We start from the raw sequence: 15692 nt of genomic DNA on the forward strand, positions 1-15692 counted from the left end.
GGCCAATAATCCCTCCTTCTTCAGCGGCAACATATCGTCATTGAAGGACGGGGGCAGAACATGATTTCCACGCATTTGCTGTTGATCTATCTCGCCGCGCTGGCGGCCATTTATGCGGTGCCGGGGCCTGACATGGCGCTCGTGCTGCAGACCAGCATCGGCCGCGGCGTGCGGCCGGGGATGGCGGCGGCGGCCGGCCTGTCGCTCGCGCGCAGCGCGCACGTGACGCTGTCCGCATGCGGCGTCGCGGCGCTGATCCGCAGCGCGCCGTGGCTGTACGAGGTGATTCGCTACGGCGGCGCGCTCTATCTCGCGTATGTCGCGATCCAGGTGTTCCGTTCGCCGGTGTTCGCGCTCGGCGAAGGCGACGCGGCGGCGGGCGAGCTGCGGCAGTCGTTCGTGAAGGGACTGCTGACGAACCTGCTGAACCCGAAGGCGCTGCTGTTCTGCTCGGTGCTGCTGCCGCAGTTCGTGCGGCCGGAGGCCGGGCCGGTCGTCTGGCAGATGCTCGAACTCGGCGCGCTGCTGGTCGCGGCGGGCGTGTGCTTCGACCTCGCTTGCGTGTTCGGCGCGTCGCGCATCGCGGCGTGGATGCGCGCGCATCCGCTCGCGCAGACGGTGCAGCGCTGGACGTTTTCCGCGGCGCTGATCGGTTTCGCGCTGCGCCTGTCGATGGACTGAGCGCCGCTGCCTTGCCGCCGCGCAGGTCGACGGGCCGCGCGGTGCCGCTGCGCCGATCGGCGCAGGCCGCGCGCAATGCCGGCCTTCGTGTGCATCCCCCGCCGCAGAAGGGCGTGCGCGCAAATCATCTGACTGTTCTAAACTCCTTTTAATTTCGCGCTGCTGCGAACCGACTGACCGAACGGAACCGACTTCCGCCGGCTATGTCCGATTTCCTGGCTGTTCCGTGCAACGCGGTACCAAGGAGGGTCTGAACATGGCAAGGCATCTTCACGCCGACCGTGAACCCCGAATCGTCGCCGAGTCCAAGTGCCTCGGCCCGTGCGATCCGGCAGAACGCATCCACGTCACGATCATGTTGCGGCGGCAGGAAGAAGGGCAACTCGATACGTTGGTCCAGCAGCTCGCCACCGGCGACGCACAGGCGAAACCGCTGTCGCGCGACGCGTTCGCGCAGCGTTTCTCCGCCAATCCCGACGACATCCGCAAGACCGAGGACTTCGCGCGCCGTCACCAGTTGACGGTCGATCGCGTCGATCCCGTCGAAAGCGTCGTCGTGCTGTCCGGCATGATCCAGCAGTTCGAAGCGGCGTTCGGCGTGAAGCTCGAGCGTTTCGAGCATCGTTCGATCGGCCAGTATCGCGGCCGCTCGGGCCCGATCACGCTGCCCGACGATCTCGGCGACGCCGTCACGGCCGTGCTCGGCCTCGACAGCCGCCCGCAGGCGCGGCCGCACTTCCGGCTGCGCCCGCCGTTCAGGCCCGCGCGCGGCGGTACGGCGGGCGTCACGTTCACGCCGGTCCAGCTCGCGTCGCTGTACGGCTTCCCGGCCGGCGACGGCGCCGGGCAGTGCATCGCGATCGTCGAACTCGGCGGCGGCTACCGCGCGGCCGATATCCGGCAGTATTTCAGCGGGCTCGGCATCAAGACGCCGCCGACGCTCGTCGACGTGAACGTCGGCACCGGCCGCAACGCGCCGTCCGGCGACCCGAACGGTCCGGACGGCGAAGTCGCGCTCGACATCGAGATCGCCGGTGCGATCGCGCCGGCCGCGAAAATCGCGGTCTACTTCGCACCGAACAGCGACGCGGGCTTCATCCAGGCCGTCAACGCGGCCGTCAACGACAAGACCAACAAGCCGTCGGTGATCTCGATCAGCTGGGGCGGCGCGGAAGCGGTCTGGCAGGCGCAGTCGGCGCAGGCGTTCAATCGCGTGCTGCAGGCGGCGGCTGCGCAGGGGATCACCGTGTGCGCGGCGTCGGGCGACAGCGGCTCGGGCGACGGGCTGCAGGACGGCGCCGATCACGTCGACTTCCCCGCATCGAGCCCGTACGTGCTCGGCTGCGGCGGCACGCAGCTCGACGCGCTGCCCGGGCAGGGCATCCGCAGCGAGGTCACGTGGAACGACGAGGCGTCGGGCGGCGGCGCGGGCGGCGGCGGCGTCAGTACGCTGTTCGACCTGCCGGCGTGGCAGCAGGGGCTCGCCGTCACGCGCGCCGACGGCAGCCGCACGCCGCTCGCGAAGCGCGGCGTGCCGGACGTGGCCGGCGATGCGTCGCCGCAGACGGGCTACGAGGTATCGGTCGCCGGCACGGCTACCGTGATGGGCGGCACGAGCGCGGTCGCGCCGCTGTGGGCCGCGCTGATCGCGCGGATCAATGCGGTGGCCGGCGCATCGGCCGGCTGGGTCAATCCGGTGCTGTACAAGAATCCGGGCGCGCTGCGCGATATCACGAAAGGATCGAACGGCACGTATGCGGCCGCGTCGGGCTGGGACGCATGCACGGGCCTCGGCAGCCCGGACGGCGCGCAGCTCGCCGCGATTCTCGCGCGCAAGCCGTCGAGCTGACGCGTCGGCACACGCCTTTTCGTTCGACGCGGGTGTCCTGCCCGCGTCTTTTTTCACCTCCAGGAGCAGCACGATGGGCATCGATTCCGCATCTTCCGGCGGCGTGTATCCGCTGCATCACGGCGACCACAATTCGCATGGCGTGCCGCCGACCATCAATCCGGTCGCGCTGAGCCACGGCCGCGACCAGCCGTTCTTCGATCCTGTTGCGTACGGCAACGGCCCCGACGATTCGGTGACCGACACGACCGAAGCGGCCGCGATCACGCATCACACGATCCTGATCGACGGGAAGCGCATCGCGTACACGGCGACGGTCGGCCATCTCGTGACGGTCGACCCGAGCAGTTCGCAGCCGGCCGCGAAGATCTTCTACGTTGCGTTCACGGCCGACGGCGCGAAGGAGGAAACGCGGCCCGTGACGTTCTTCTACAACGGCGGGCCCGGTTCGTCGTCGGTGTTCGTGCTGCTCGGCTCGTTCGCGCCGAAGCGCATCAAGACGTCGATGCCGAGTTTCACGCCGCCCGCGCCGTACCAGATGGAAGACAACCCGGACAGCATGATCGACCACAGCGACCTGGTGTTCATCAACCCGGTCGGCACCGGCTATTCGGCGGCCGTCGCGCCGAACAAGAACCGCAACTTCTGGGGCGTCGACCAGGACGCGGATTCGCTGAAGCAGTTCATCAAGCGCTACCTGACGAAGAACAACCGCTGGAATTCGCCGAAATACCTGTTCGGCGAATCGTACGGCACCGCGCGCAGCTGCGTGCTCGCGTACAAGCTGCACGAGGACGGCGTCGACCTGAACGGCGTCACGCTGCAATCGTCGATCCTCGACTACCGGCAGGCCGGCAACCCGGTCGGCGCGCTGCCGACCGCCGCGGCCGATGCGTGGTATCACAAGAAACTCGGCGTCACGCCGGCGCCGGCCGATCTCGGCGCGTTCGTCGAGGAAGTCGCGCAGTTTTCGCGCACCGACTACCTGAACGCGCTGCGCAAGGCTCCGCATGCAGACCCGGCCGCCGTGCAGAAACTGTCGCAATACACGGGCATCGACACGGCGACGCTGCAATCGTGGAGCCTCGACATCGCCGGCTACGACGCGCGCGGCAATTCGCTGTTCCTGACGACGCTGCTGCATGCGCAGGGGCTCTCGCTCGGTTCGTACGACGGCCGCGTGACCGCGATCTCGACGGGCATCGCTGGCAAGATCGACCCGAACTCGGGCGGCAACGATCCGACGATGACGGCCGTGACGGGTGTCTATACGGCGATGTGGAACAGCTACCTGAACGAGCAACTGAAGTTCACGTCGAATTCCGCGTTCACGGACCTGAACGACCAGGCGTTCCGGAACTGGGATTTCGGCCACATCGACCCGACCGGCGCGCAGCAGGGCATCGATGCGCAGGGGAACGTGATCCTCTACACGGCCGGCGATCTCGCCGCGGTGATGGCGCTGAACGTCGACCTGAAGGTGCTGTCGGCGAACGGCTTGTACGATTTCGTCACGCCGTTCTACCAGACCGTGATCGACCTGCAGCAGATGCCGCTCGAGGATCAGAAGGTGCGGCAGAACCTGTCCGCGCGGTTCTATCCGTCGGGGCACATGGTGTATCTGGACGGCGGTTCGCGCACCGCGCTCAAGCGCGATCTCGCGACGATGTACGACGCGACGGTCAGCGATACGGGCGCGCGGATGCGGATTCGCGCGCTGCAGGCGAAGAAGACGGGCGGGCACGCGTAGCGTTGCCCGTCGTTTGGTTGCCGCGCGTCGCCGCTACGGTGCGCGCGGCGGTCAGGTTCCGGCGCGGGGCTGGCCGGTCACGCGGCCGCAGCGCCGGATTGCGACGCGGCGGTATTTTCGCGTGGGTGGCCGGCTTGCGCGGTCGGCCAGTCGAACAGGGTGTACGGCAGCGCGCGCTTGTGGCGCGAACCGTCGTAGAAGCGCAGCACCGTTTCGTACACATGGTCGCTGACCGGCTTGCCTTCGAGGAAATCGTCGATCTCGTCGTAGCTGACGCCGTATGCGTGCTCGTCGGGACGCAGCGGGCGCAGTTCCTCGAGATCGGCCGTCGGCACCTTCATCACGGTCGCTTCGTCGCCGCCGAGCGCGCGGGCAACTGCGCGCACGCGGCGCTTGCTGAGGCCCGCGAGCGGCAGGATGTCCGCGCCGCCGTCGCCGAACTTCGTGAAGAAACCCATCAGCGATTCGGCCGCGTGATCGGTGCCGATCACGATGCCGCGCCGTGCGCCGGCCACCGCGTACTGCGCGATCATGCGCTCGCGCGCCTTGATGTTGCCGTGCACGAAATCCTGTTGCGCGGGCGTGTCGAACGCATGGCCGGATGCGACCAGTGACCCGAGCATCGCATCGGCGGCCGGTTTCACGTCGACGGTCAGTTCCTCGTCCGCGCGCACGAACGCGAGCGCGCGCTGCGCATCGGCTTCGTCGTTCTGCACGCCGTTCGGCAAACGCATCGCGATGAAGCGCGCATCGTAGTCGTCGGCGCGCAGGCGTTCGACCGCCAGTTGCGCGAGCCGCCCGGCCGTCGACGAATCGACGCCGCCGCTGATGCCGAGCACGTAGGTCCGCAGGCCGGTCGAACGAAGGTATTGCGCGAGGAAATCGACGCGGCGGGCGATCTCGGCCTCGGCGTCGAAGTGCGGGGCGACGTTCAGTTCGGCAATGATCGCGCGTTGGCGGCTGGCGTAATCGGCGGATGTCATGAAGGTGGTTCCGGAACGAAATGCAAGGCGCCCATCATAAGCGCAATCGCGGCGGGGCGCCGCGCCGGGCGTGCGATCCGGCCGTCTGGCGTTGCTTCGGCGAGACGCGCTGCGTCGCCGTGGTGCATGGTGCGCCGGGCGGGTGCGGGATGCCGCGGGACGGGGGGCCGTGAGGCCGGCTTCGATGAGTTTGAGCTTGCCGGCAAGCGTCGGCGCGGCCGCACGGCCGCGCGCATGTGCGCCCGCGTCAGCGCCGCGCGAGCACGACGCCCGCCAGCGCGAGCGCGAAGCCGAACAGCTGGATCGCCGCGAGCGTTTCGCCGAACAGCAGGTAACCCTGCAGCGCGGCAAGCGGCGGCGCGAGGAACAGCAGCGACGTCGCGCGCGCCGCGTTGCCGCGCCGTAGCATCCACATCAGCATCGTGACCGCGCCGCCGGACAGGAACACGACGCCCCACACGAGCGACACCCACAGCGCCGGCGCGCCGATCCAGCGCGTTTCATGAAGCAGCACGACGAAGATCGCCGCGACGATCGCCGCGCCGAAGTTCTGCACGGCGACCGCGGTGCGCAGGTCGCTCTGCGCGAGCTTGCCTTTCTGGTACAGCGAGCCGGCGGTGATCGACCCGACCGCGAGCACCGATACGGCGACCACGAACCACGCAGGCGCCGCACCCGGCGGCGGCGCGACGCCGCCCGCGACCTTCGGCGCCAGCACGAGCGCGACGCCGGCGAGCCCGAGCGCCATCCCGAACCAGCCGCGCGCAGGCAGGCGCTCGTTGAACAGCGGGACGGCGAGCACGGCGGTGGCGAGCGGCTGCAGCGCGCCGAGCAGCGCCATCACGCCCGCGTTCAACCCTTGCGCGACGGCCCAGTAGCTCGCGCCGAGATAGACGCCCTGCAGCAGCGCGCCCGCGATCAGGTGGCGCGGCCACTCGCGGCGGGCCGGCCACGGCGCGCGCGCGGCGAGCGCAACCGCGCCGAACAGCGCGGCCGTACCCGCGAAACGCGCGAGCAGGAACAGGTTGGGATCGGCGTAGGGCTTGATTGCCCGTGCAACGATGAAGCCGGTGGACCACAGCGCGACGAAAGCGGCGGCGACGATCGAGGTAAGCATGCGAGGCGGGCCGCGATGCGGCCGGACGGAACCGTAAAGTCGGCCAGTATCGCGGGAAGCGGCACCGGCGTCTTGTCGAATCCTGCACTCGGACCGCGCATCGTGCGAATGCGCCGACGGTCGTTGGGTGCCGGGCATCCGGCTTCCGCCGCGGGCCGGCTATCGGCGGGCGCGAGCGGGGCGCGGACGGGAAGGGCGCCGCACCGCTTGCGGTGCGGGCAAGCGCGAAGCTGCGGAGATCAGTCGATCGAGAACGTGTCGAGCGGCTGGTTGGCGCGCGCGTCGGTCGCGAAGCGCGCGGCGAGCTGCTCGTAGAGCCGGCGCGCCTCGTCGAGCGTCAGATCGATCCAGTACGGATCGCCGGCCGCATCGTTGAGTCGTTCGGGCGGAAACTGGATTTCGATCACGCTGCCTTTGCGATACATGGTGCGAGCCCCTTTGCTTGGTCTGTCGTTCGGCGAAGCGCAAAGTGTAGCAACCGGCGGCGTGCCGATTCGCGCGCGTCAGGCAATACAGAATTTCGCTTTCGGGGAATGCGGCCGGCCGCCCGGCCGCGTTTCGCGCCGCAGTCAAATACCGGTAAAGCGGCCGTAATACAATGGCCAGCTTACCCATTACCAGTCGCCCCGGGCGCACACGCGATGCTGGCGGAACAACGTCATCAATACATCCTGTCGGAGCTCGGACGGTCGGGCGCGTTGTCGGTCGCGGAACTCGTGCGCTCGCTCGACGTGTCGCGCGAAACCGTGCGGCGCGACCTGAACGCGCTCGCCGCGCGCGGCCTGCTCGTGATGACGCACGGCGGTGCGCTGGCCGCCGACCGCCGCGAACCGAGCCTGTCCGAGCGCGAAGCCGCGAACGCCGAAGCGAAGCGCACGATCGGGCGGCGCGCGGCCGAATTCGTGCCCGACGACGCATCGGTGCTGATCGATTCGGGCAGCACGCCGCATGCGGTTGCGCTTGCGCTCGCCGACCGGCACCGGCTGTCGATCTACACGAACGACTGGCGCACCGCGTTCGTGCTCGCGCGGCGCAACGGCAACCGCGTGACGCTGCTCGGCGGCGAGCTGTCCGACGACGAAGACGCAACCTTCGGGCTCGACACGATCCACCAGCTCGCGCAATACCATGTCGATTTCGCGTTCGTCGGTGCCGGCGGCATCACGGCCGACGGCGAGTGCACCGACTACTCGCGGATCGCGGCCGAAGTGCGCAGCCGGATGATCGCGGCGGCCGGCACGGCGATCATCGTCGCCGACCATTCGAAATTCGGCCGCGTGACGCCGGTGCGGATCAACGGCGCGGCGGCCGCGCGCTATCTCGTGACCGAACGCGCACCCGACAAGGCCGTGCGCCGCGCACTGACCGTGCGCGGGATCGAACTGCTCGTGTGCGACTGACGCGCTTCCGACATACAAGGTTCATCGGACCGTCATCCTGCGGGAAGAACCTCTGCCGACACTGACCCATTCATTTCGACCGGCCTCGCGGCCAGGGAGCAACGAATGACCGTCAGCGTGCGCAGCTATCTTTCCCCCACTCTCGTCCTGCTGGCCTTCGACTGGGCCGATGCGCAGTCGCGCAACGATTTCCTCGGCTTCGCGATCCGGCGCACGCCGGGCTTCTGGTCGGCCGACGGCAAGACGCGCGCGCCGGACAGCTGGCTGCCGAATCGGCTGACGTTCGACGGCCCGGCCGCCGACACGCAGGGCGATGCGCCGACCGACCAGGCGCCGATCCAGAAATTCATGTGGTGGGACGCGCGCATCGATCCGCAGGACCGCGGCGCGTCGTTCCGCTACGACGTCTATCCGGTCGTCGGCACGCCCGACAATCTGCAGGTGCTCGACGCGCAAGCCGGCGTGTGCGACGTCGTGCTGCCCGCGCATATCGAGGACGGCATCGGCACGTGGTTCAACCGCGCGGTGGTGAGCTCGCAGGCGTTCGCGAAGCAGGTCGCGGCGCTGGGGCTCGCGCCGCATGCGGCACCGAGCGATGCGCAGGCGCTGAAGCTGCGCACGTGGCTCGCGAACGACATGGAGCAGGTGTTCGCGGAGATGCTCGACCCTGCGTCGCGCGCGGCGTCGGTCGTCTATCACCTGACCGACACGCTGTGGGCGCTGCCCGCGTTCGAAGCGTTCGGGCGCAAGCACGGCGACGCGTCGCTCGCGATCGTCTACGACGCGCACATGACGGCGCGCAAGGGCCAGCCGCCGCTGCCGTCGCCGAACCAGCCGGCGGTCGACGCGCTGCAAGGGCTTGCGATGCTCGCGCCGCGCGACAGGACGCACATCATGCACGACAAGTTCATCGTGACCGATGCGCCGTCGAACCCGGCGCCCGCACGCGTGCTGACCGGTTCCGCGAACTTCACGACCGAGGGGCTGACGGAGCAGACCAACGTGCTGCACGCATTCGACTCGCCCGCGCTTGCTGCGCTGTACAACGATCGCGCGCATGCGCTGGCCGGCAATCCGTCGATCGCGGAGACGGCGCGGCTGTCGCCGGGCTGGTCGGCGCCGATGACGATCGGCAGCGCACAGGTGCGGCTGGCGTTCTCGCCAGAACCGGCGGGGCAGCGCACCGAGATCGACACGATCGTCGCCGCGATCGCGGCGGCGAAGCATTCGGTGTCGTTCTGCCTGTTCATGCCGACCGACGCGGCCTTGCGCGACGCGTGCTTCGCGGCCGGCGACCGCGGGCTGATGATGTTCGGGCTGGTGAACAAGATCAACATCGGCAGCGCGACGAAGGCCGATGCCGCGCAGCAGGCCGGCCAGCCGCTCGATGCGGCGACGCTCGCGAACCTCGAGCTGTATCACCGCAGCCGCGACAACCACGACGTGATCGATGCCGAGTACTTCTCGCCGGCGACGGTGCCGCAGGGCTTCGAGCCGGAATTGCGGCAGTTTCCGGGCGAGCCGGCGCCGGCCTATCCGCCCGTCGTGATCCATCACAAGTTCATCGTGATCGATGCGGAAGGCGCGAATCCGGTCGTGTATACGGGTTCGGCGAACATGAGCCGCAATTCGGAGCAGTACAACGACGAGAACCTGCTCGAGATTCGCGACAAGCGGATCGCGGCGATCTATCTGGCGGAATTCCTGCGGCTCTACGAGCACTATCGCGCACGGGCGCTGGCGATCAGTGCGAAGCAGCACGGCGCCGGCACGGGCACGCATGCGCGGCTCGCGCTCGCGCCCGATTCGAGCTGGGCGAAAAAGTATTACGTGGCGGGAAGCCCGGAAGAAAAGGCGCGGATCGCGCTGGCGTCGACCGCGCCGACGGATTGAAGCGAGAAGGGCACGGTTGCTTCGTGCCCTGGGGTACGCTGCCCGGGAGCCCGGGCAGCCGTCGCTTACGCGGCGACGTAGCGCAGCACGGCGTCGGCGATCGTGTCGCGATGCCGCGCGCGCAGGCGCGGCGCCGACGGGTCGCGGCCGAACGCGGCGCCGAACGTGTAGCGGTTCGACACGCGGTGGAAGCAGAACGAGCTGATCAGCAGGTGCAGGTCGAACGCGTCGATGTCCTTGCGGAACGCGCCGCTTGCCGCGCCGCGCTCGACCAGTTCCTCGAGCGTCTTGATGATGCTGACGTTGCGGTTCTTGAACGACTTGAGCTGCTCGAGATACTTCGCGCCGTGGATGTTCTCGATCGACACGAGGCGGACGAAGTCGCGATGCTTGTCGTGATAGTCGAACGTGAATTCGACGAGGCGGCGCATGCCTTCGCGCGGCTCCATGTCGCCGACGTGCAGTTCCTGCTCGAGCGCGCGGATGTCGCCGTACACCTTCTCCAGCACGGCCTCGTACAGGCCTTCCTTGCTTTCGAAGTAGTAATAGAGCATCCGTTTCGTCGTGTTCGTGCGCTCGGCGATCGCGTCGACGCGCGCACCGGCGAGGCCCATCGCGGAAAATTCCTGCGTGGCGACATCGAGGATGTTGCGCTTGGTTTGCTCGGGATCGTATTTGCGCCGCGCGTCGGACGCAAGCGCGCGGCTTTCGGACGTGGCGGCCTTGCTTCCTGCTTTCATGTGAATTTGTTCTGGCTTCGCGGCGGCTTGGACGAGGCATTCTAGCATGTGGGAAATCCGCGTCCTGCCGACCTTCCGCTCTAATCGGCGGGCAGTTGCGGCCGCCGCGGGGCGCTCAGCGGCGGCAGGACGCGAGCGCGTCGCGGGCCTGATATGCCGTGTACGTGAGCTGCGCGGCGGCGAGGCCCGCCAGCCCGAACGTGCGCGTGAGCCCGAACGCGGCGAAGCCGTCCGGCACCGGCCGGCCTTCGGCCAGCGCGGCCGCGAGCGCTTCGCCGGCGACCGTGGTCGGCGCCATCCCGTGGCCGCCGAACGCGATCGCGTGCCACACGCCGTCCGCGTCGCGGCCGATCTGCGGCATCTTGTGCCGCGCATAGCTCATCAGCCCGCCCCACGCGTAGTCGACCTTCACGTCTTCGAGTTGCGGATACACGCGCAGCAGGTCGCGCCGCAGCAGGCGAGCGATCGCGTCGGGGCCGCGGTCGAGCACCGAGATCCGGCCGCCCCACAGGATGCGCGTGTCCTTCAGCGGGCGGTAATAGTCGAACGCGAAACGCGTGTCGTAGATCGCGTACGGCGCGTCGATCGCGTCCGGCAGCCGCGCGCCGAGCGGTTCGGTTGCGATCACGTAGGTGGCGATCGGCAATACCGCGCGTTCGATGCGCGGCGACACGCCGCGCGCGTAGCCGCCGCCGGCGAACACGACGTCCTTCGCGCGCACCGCGCCCTGCGCCGTGCGCACGACGTACCCGGCGCCTTCGCGTGCGATGCCGAGCGCAGCCGAGCGCTCGTACACGCGCGCGCCGCCGTGCGATGCGGCCGCCGCGACGCCGAGCACGTACTTGAGCGGATGGAAGTGGAATGCGTTCGGCTCGAACAGGCCGCCGTAATAGCGCTGCGTCTTCAGCCGCGTGCGCAGCGCGTCCGTCGACACGGGTTCCCAGTCGACGCCGAGTTCACGCTTCATCAGCGTACGCACGCTGTCGAGCCGGGAAGGATCGTCGAACCAGTTCGCGAGCATCACGCCCTCATCGACGATGTCGCAGTCGATCCCGTAGCGCGCGATCCGCGCGCGGATCAGGTCGACCGCATCGACGGTGAGCCGGTACAGCCGGCGCCCTTCGTCGCGGCCGAGCGTGCGCAGCAGGTCGGCGTTGTCGAGGCTGTAGCCGCCGAATACGAAGCCGCCGTTGCGGCCCGATGCGCCGAAGCCGACCCGTTCGCTGTCGAGCACGACGACGTCGCGCACGCCGCGCTCGACGAGGCCGAGCGCCGTGCACAGGCCGGCGAGGCCGCCGCCGACGATGCAGACCTGCGTGTCGATCGGGCCGGTCAGTTGCGGGTAGGGCTGGCGGGTAACGGTGGCTTCGTAGAAGTTCTGCATTCGATTCGATGACTCGTAACGGCGGAAAAACGGACGGCGCGCGTCGATCTTGCCTGAACGCGCGCGCCGCGTCGAATGGGGGCGCAGGCGCCGGCTGCCACGACCGGGCAGCGGCCGGCGCGAGGCGGGCCGTCAGGCGCCCGGCGCCGGGTTGGCCGGGCGGGCGACGTAGCCCGCGTAGCCGGTTTCGGCCTGCGGTGCCGCTTCGGGCGTCGCGTTGCGTTCGATCCACGGCGCGATCTCCATGTCCTCGTAGCGCACCAGGCGGCATTTGCGCACGAGCGCGTAGCCGAGCCAGATCGCGAGGAAGAACGGCAGGCCGATGTAGGTCGCGGCGATGCCGGCCCAGTCGACCTTGTCGGCGAGGAACGCCTGGTAATCCTGGCCGAGCGCGACGACCGCGCACAGCGCGAATGCGAACAGCGGGCCGAACGGGAACCACTTCGACCGGTACGGCAACTGGTCGAGCCGATAGCCCTGCTTGAGGAAGCCCTTGCGGAACCGGTAGTGGCTGACCGCGATGCCGAGCCACGTGATGAAGCCGGCCATGCCCGACGTGTTCAGCAGCCACAGGTAGACGGTCTTGTCGCCATACAGCGACGTGAGGAAACACAGTGCGCCGACGGCGGTCGTCGCGTACAGCGCATTGCGCGGCACGCCGCCCGGCGACAGCTTCGCGAACAGCTTCGGCGCGCGGCCTTCGACCGCGAGGTTGTAGAGCATCCGCGTCGACGCGTACATGCCCGAGTTGCCGGCCGACAGCACGGCCGTCAGGATCACTGCGTTCATCACGCCGGCCGCGAATGCGAGGCCCGCGTGGCGGAACACCAGCGTAAACGGACTCACGCCGATGTCGGTCACGTCGCTCTTCAGCAGGCTCGGGTCGGTATAGGGAATCAGCACGCCGATCACGAAGATCGCGAACACGTAGAACAGCAGGATGCGCCAGAAGATCTGCTTCACCGCGCGCGGGATCGTCGTGCGCGGGTTCTCCGATTCGCCGGCCGCGACGCCGATCATTTCGGTGCCCTGGAACGAGAAGCCCGCGATCATCGCGACGCCGAGCATCGTCGCCCAGCCGCCGGCGAACGGCGCGTCGCCGATCGTGAAGTTGCCCCAGCCGGCGCTCGGGCCGCCCTGCATGATCCCGAAGATCATCAGCAGGCCGACGCCGACGAACGCGAGCACCGTCAGCACCTTGATCAGCGCGAACCAGTATTCGGCTTCGCCAAAGCCGCGCACCGACAGCGCGTTGAGCGCGAAGATCAGCGTGAGGAACAGCGCGCTCCACCAGACGCCCGGCACATGCGGAAACCAGTAATGCATCACGAGCTGCGCGGCGACGAGCTCCACCGCCAGCGTGACGGCCCAGCTGTACCAGTAGTTCCAGCCGAGCGCGAAGCCGAAGCCTTCGTCGACGAACTTCGCGCCGTAGGTCGCGAACGAACCCGACACGGGCATGAACGCGGCCATTTCGCCGAGGCTCGTCATCAGGAAATAGACCATCAGGCCGATCACCATGTACGCGAGCATCGCGCCGCCGGGGCCGGCCTGCGAGATCGACGCGCCGGACGCGACGAACAGGCCCGTGCCGATCGAGCCGCCGATCGCGATCATTCGCAGATGGCGGGCCTGCAGCGCGCGGTGGAGGGACGGCTTCGCGGGCGGCGAGCCGGACGGACGGGGCGAATCGGGGCGGGCATCTGAATGCATGGCGGGTGCTGGGCGCTGTCTCCGGGATTGTTTTTCGGCGACGAAGCGCGACGCGTTGCCGGCCGGGCAGCGGTGGTGCTTCGCGGGAACGGGCCGGATGAGCCGGGCCGCGATGCGTGTCGCGTTCGTCTGTCGTCCGGCTGCCGTAGTGGCGGCCGGCGGCGCGCCGGGTGCGTTGCACCTCGACGTCGCACCGATTGTGTGTGCCCGATGCACGAGCGGCAAACGATATTTCCGAACAGGGTGATGCGGCTTTGTCATCAACTTGCATCGCGTTGGGACGCGTCTGGCCGCCCTGCTACGGGCTTTGGAAACGTCCCGTATCGGCACTGAAAAGCATCGATCCGGGCCGCCGAGGTGTTGCGTTTTGGGAATGAAGTCGTGAGTTAATATCAATAGCGGCCCGACTTGTGGCCGCCGACAATGTGTTTCATGGATCGTGCCTCGCGAGGCTGGGGCGCGCCGTCCGGCCGGGCTTTTCGGCGGCGGCGCAGCGCGATGCGCCGTGCGGCGCACCGGGCCTGCCGAGCTGCGCATCCGCTTGCACAGGGCGCGCGAACGCGCTCCAATCGAATCACGCGGGCGGCGCTGCCGCCGCACCGATCAATCTGTCCCCGAAGAGGAAGTGATGCAATTCAACGACATTCTTGCCGCGCTCGATATCGATCTCGCCCAGTGGAAAGGCAATGCGCTGACCGCGCGTTCGCCGCTCGACGGCGCGACGCTCGCGACGCTGGCCGTCGACACGCCCGCCGACGCCGAGCGCAAGATCGACGCCGCGCACGACGCATTCCTCAAGTGGCGCACGGTGCCGGCGCCGGTGCGCGGCGAGCTCGTGCGCGTGTTCGGCAATGTGCTGCGCGAGCACAAGGCCGCGCTTGGCCACCTCGTCACGCTCGAGGCCGGCAAGATCACGTCGGAAGGCCTCGGCGAAGTGCAGGAAATGATCGACATCTGCGATTTCGCGGTCGGCCTGTCGCGCCAGCTTTACGGCCTCACGATCGCGTCGGAGCGCCCGGGCCACCGGATGATGGAAACGTGGCACCCGATCGGCGTGTGCGGCGTGATTTCGGCATTCAACTTCCCGGTCGCGGTGTGGGCGTGGAATGCGGCGCTCGCGTTCGTGTGCGGCGACCCGGTCGTGTGGAAACCGTCGGAGAAGACGCCGCTTACCGCGATCGCCTGCCACGTGCTGCTCGGGAAGGCGCTGCGCGAGTTCGGGAAGACGCATCCGGGCGTCGCGCCGGAAGGGCTGAGCCAGCTGGTGCTCGGCATGCGCGATGTCGGCGAGGTGCTGACGGCGTCGAAGAAGGTGCCGGTCGTCAGCGCGACGGGCAGCGTGCGGATGGGCACGGAAGTCGCGAAGGTGCTGAGCCAGCGTCTCGCGCGCGGCATCCTCGAACTTGGCGGCAACAACGGGATGATCGTCGCTCCGAGCGCCGATCTCGACCTCGTCGTGCGCGCGGTCACGTTCGCGGCGGTCGGCACGGCCGGCCAGCGCTGCACGACGCTGCGCCGCCTGATCGTGCATCGCAGCATCGTCGAGCAACTGCTGCCGCGCATCGAGAAGGCGTATGCATCGGTGAAGGTCGGCAGCCCGCTCGAAGAAGGCACGCTGGTCGGCCCGCTGGTCGATCGCGCATCGTTCGACGCGATGCAGAAGGCGCTGGCCGATGCACGCGAGCAGGGCGGCGAAGTGAAGGGCGGCGAGCGCGTCGACGTCGGTCACGCGGATGCGTACTACGTGCGTCCGGCAATCGTGCGGATGCCGAAGCAATCGGCGGTGGTCGAGCGCGAGACGTTCGCGCCGATCCTGTACGTGATGGTCTACGACAACTTCGAGGATGCGATCGACGTGCACAACGCGGTGCCGCAAGGCCTGTCGTCGGCGATCTTCACGAACGACATGCGCGAGGCCGAGCAGTTCATGTCGGCGGCGGGCAGCGACTGCGGGATCGTCAACGTGAACATCGGCACTAGCGGCGCGGAGATCGGCGGCGCGTTCGGCGGCGAGAAGGAAACGGGCGGCGGGCGCGAGTCGGGTTCGGATGCGTGGAAGGCTTATATGCGTCGCGCGACGAATACGATCAACTACAGCCGGCAGTTGCCGCTGGCGCAGGGGGTGAAGTTTGATGTTTGATGTCGGGGTGGGATTGGCGTGTTGTTGGCGCTGATTTCATCG

General features: G+C 68.5%; 12 protein-coding genes. 6 read left to right on the forward strand and 6 right to left on the reverse strand.

Features of this window, described 5'->3' with window-relative positions; genetic code table 11:
* Positions 1–60: 60 nt before the first annotated feature.
* The 3 genes from ACM6JT_RS34560 (at position 61) to ACM6JT_RS34570 (ending at position 4280) form a co-directional block, all read left to right on the forward strand.
* The gene (locus ACM6JT_RS34560) at positions 61–681 is read left to right on the forward strand and encodes a LysE family translocator (RefSeq protein WP_034180917.1); all 621 of its coding nucleotides are present in this window, start codon (positions 61–63) and stop codon (positions 679–681) included.
* 256 nt (positions 682–937) lie between these two features.
* The gene (locus ACM6JT_RS34565) at positions 938–2530 is read left to right on the forward strand and encodes a S53 family peptidase (RefSeq protein WP_414858149.1); all 1593 of its coding nucleotides are present in this window, start codon (positions 938–940) and stop codon (positions 2528–2530) included.
* Positions 2531–2603: 73 nt separating this feature from the next.
* Positions 2604–4280, forward strand: a complete 1677-nt coding sequence (locus ACM6JT_RS34570) for a S10 family peptidase (protein WP_111018937.1) — start codon at positions 2604–2606, stop codon at positions 4278–4280.
* Between the two features lie 77 nt (positions 4281–4357).
* On the opposite strand, the gene nadE is transcribed toward ACM6JT_RS34570, so the two are convergent.
* The 3 genes from nadE to ACM6JT_RS34585 all read right to left on the reverse strand — a co-directional run bounded on the left by nadE (position 4358) and on the right by ACM6JT_RS34585 (position 6805).
* Positions 4358–5263 (reverse strand): ammonia-dependent NAD(+) synthetase, encoded by a 906-nt coding sequence (gene nadE, locus ACM6JT_RS34575; protein WP_105393486.1) that lies wholly within the window; start codon positions 5261–5263, stop codon positions 4358–4360.
* A gap of 247 nt (positions 5264–5510) precedes the next feature.
* Positions 5511–6380 (reverse strand): DMT family transporter, encoded by an 870-nt coding sequence (locus tag ACM6JT_RS34580; RefSeq protein WP_034180914.1) that lies wholly within the window; start codon positions 6378–6380, stop codon positions 5511–5513.
* Positions 6381–6619: 239 nt separating this feature from the next.
* A complete protein-coding gene (locus tag ACM6JT_RS34585; protein WP_006480515.1) occupies positions 6620–6805 on the reverse strand; it encodes a hypothetical protein in 186 nt (61 codons plus the stop codon).
* Between the two features lie 216 nt (positions 6806–7021).
* On the opposite strand from ACM6JT_RS34585, the gene ACM6JT_RS34590 reads away from it, so the two are divergent.
* Both ACM6JT_RS34590 and ACM6JT_RS34595 read left to right on the forward strand, forming a co-directional pair.
* Positions 7022–7780 carry a DeoR/GlpR family DNA-binding transcription regulator gene (locus tag ACM6JT_RS34590; protein WP_034180913.1) on the forward strand — a complete coding sequence of 253 codons (759 nt, stop codon included), beginning with the start codon at positions 7022–7024 and terminating at the stop codon, positions 7778–7780.
* Positions 7781–7885: 105 nt separating this feature from the next.
* Positions 7886–9673, forward strand: a complete 1788-nt coding sequence (locus tag ACM6JT_RS34595; protein WP_414858150.1) for a phospholipase D-like domain-containing protein — start codon at positions 7886–7888, stop codon at positions 9671–9673.
* A 65-nt stretch (positions 9674–9738) separates the two neighbouring features.
* Here ACM6JT_RS34595 and ACM6JT_RS34600 read toward each other — a convergent pair whose 3' ends face one another.
* The 3 genes from ACM6JT_RS34600 to ACM6JT_RS34610 form a co-directional block, all read right to left on the reverse strand.
* The gene (locus ACM6JT_RS34600) at positions 9739–10413 is read right to left on the reverse strand and encodes a TetR family transcriptional regulator (RefSeq protein WP_034180911.1); all 675 of its coding nucleotides are present in this window, start codon (positions 10411–10413) and stop codon (positions 9739–9741) included.
* A 115-nt stretch (positions 10414–10528) separates the two neighbouring features.
* The gene (locus ACM6JT_RS34605; protein ID WP_414858151.1) at positions 10529–11797 is read right to left on the reverse strand and encodes an NAD(P)/FAD-dependent oxidoreductase; all 1269 of its coding nucleotides are present in this window, start codon (positions 11795–11797) and stop codon (positions 10529–10531) included.
* Between the two features lie 132 nt (positions 11798–11929).
* Complete coding sequence (locus ACM6JT_RS34610; RefSeq protein ID WP_414858152.1) at positions 11930–13510, reverse strand: amino acid permease; 1581 nt, start codon at positions 13508–13510, stop codon at positions 11930–11932.
* 628 nt (positions 13511–14138) lie between these two features.
* Between ACM6JT_RS34610 and ACM6JT_RS34615 the strand changes: the two genes are divergently transcribed.
* The gene (locus ACM6JT_RS34615; protein ID WP_034180907.1) at positions 14139–15650 is read left to right on the forward strand and encodes an aldehyde dehydrogenase family protein; all 1512 of its coding nucleotides are present in this window, start codon (positions 14139–14141) and stop codon (positions 15648–15650) included.
* The last annotated feature ends 42 nt before the right edge of the window (positions 15651–15692 follow it).

The organism is Burkholderia sp. IT-111MI5 (genome assembly GCF_949752865.1).
Classification (GTDB): Bacteria; Pseudomonadota; Gammaproteobacteria; order Burkholderiales; family Burkholderiaceae; genus Burkholderia; species Burkholderia pyrrocinia_C.

What these genes read in the sequence shown, in the direction of transcription:
- ACM6JT_RS34560 (WP_034180917.1), top strand. Translation starts at nt 61, where the DNA reads ATGATTTCCACGCATTTGCTGTTGATCTATCTCGCCGCGCTGGCGGCC.
- ACM6JT_RS34565 (WP_414858149.1), top strand. Translation starts at nt 938, where the DNA reads ATGGCAAGGCATCTTCACGCCGACCGTGAACCCCGAATCGTCGCCGAG.
- ACM6JT_RS34570 (WP_111018937.1), top strand. Translation starts at nt 2,604, where the DNA reads ATGGGCATCGATTCCGCATCTTCCGGCGGCGTGTATCCGCTGCATCAC.
- nadE (WP_105393486.1), bottom strand. Translation starts at nt 5,263, where the DNA reads ATGACATCCGCCGATTACGCCAGCCGCCAACGCGCGATCATTGCCGAA.
- ACM6JT_RS34580 (WP_034180914.1), bottom strand. Translation starts at nt 6,380, where the DNA reads ATGCTTACCTCGATCGTCGCCGCCGCTTTCGTCGCGCTGTGGTCCACC.
- ACM6JT_RS34585 (WP_006480515.1), bottom strand. Translation starts at nt 6,805, where the DNA reads ATGTATCGCAAAGGCAGCGTGATCGAAATCCAGTTTCCGCCCGAACGA.
- ACM6JT_RS34590 (WP_034180913.1), top strand. Translation starts at nt 7,022, where the DNA reads ATGCTGGCGGAACAACGTCATCAATACATCCTGTCGGAGCTCGGACGG.
- ACM6JT_RS34595 (WP_414858150.1), top strand. Translation starts at nt 7,886, where the DNA reads ATGACCGTCAGCGTGCGCAGCTATCTTTCCCCCACTCTCGTCCTGCTG.
- ACM6JT_RS34600 (WP_034180911.1), bottom strand. Translation starts at nt 10,413, where the DNA reads ATGAAAGCAGGAAGCAAGGCCGCCACGTCCGAAAGCCGCGCGCTTGCG.
- ACM6JT_RS34605 (WP_414858151.1), bottom strand. Translation starts at nt 11,797, where the DNA reads ATGCAGAACTTCTACGAAGCCACCGTTACCCGCCAGCCCTACCCGCAA.
- ACM6JT_RS34610 (WP_414858152.1), bottom strand. Translation starts at nt 13,510, where the DNA reads ATGCATTCAGATGCCCGCCCCGATTCGCCCCGTCCGTCCGGCTCGCCG.
- ACM6JT_RS34615 (WP_034180907.1), top strand. Translation starts at nt 14,139, where the DNA reads ATGCAATTCAACGACATTCTTGCCGCGCTCGATATCGATCTCGCCCAG.